This window comes from Parazoarcus communis SWub3 = DSM 12120 (assembly GCF_003226565.1).
Classification (GTDB): domain Bacteria; phylum Pseudomonadota; class Gammaproteobacteria; order Burkholderiales; family Rhodocyclaceae; genus Parazoarcus; species Parazoarcus communis.
This window is the reverse complement of sequence record NZ_QKOE01000122.1, coordinates 1-491: the sequence shown is the minus strand read 5'-3', so window position 1 is coordinate 491 and position 491 is coordinate 1. Positions and strand designations below refer to the sequence as shown.

Annotated in this window: 1 protein-coding gene; it reads left to right on the top strand. The window is 62.3% G+C overall.

Features of this window, described 5'->3' with window-relative positions; translation table 11 throughout:
• Positions 1–42: 42 nt before the first annotated feature.
• The coding region (locus DNK49_RS23345; RefSeq protein ID WP_133255184.1) for a hypothetical protein at positions 43–491 on the top strand (449 nt) is incomplete at its 3' end.

Genomic DNA, 491 nt, shown 5'->3' with positions numbered 1-491 from the left:
GGGGCTGACATCAACTTGCGTCAAGGCCCGATGGACACTTCGGTGCTTGCCTACGCCGTCACCCGCGGGCATTGCAACGCTGCACTGCGCCTCATCGAGCTGGGGGCCGATGTTCACGCCAAAACCCGCATGCGCCTGGGCGGCAAGTTCCGCGACAGTCCCGCCGAGGACGACTGGATGTACATCAACGAGATGGGCGCTGCGCTCAACGGCATCGACCTAAATGAAAAACGCAACGAAGGCCGCTGCTATGCCCAGCTCAAACGCAAGCTGATCGAGCAGGGGGTCCGATTTCCGCAGTTTGACGACCGGATCATCAACACCTGGCTACGCGACAAGACCCCGATCACCGAACCCCTGCTGCGCGCGCACGGCGCGGACGACGATACCGTGCGCCGCGTGCTCAAGTGGTACGACGAAGAAGTGCTGCTACCCCAGCCCTACCGCCAGATCGACGACTGGATACACGACGGGATCCCCTTCAACGAAGC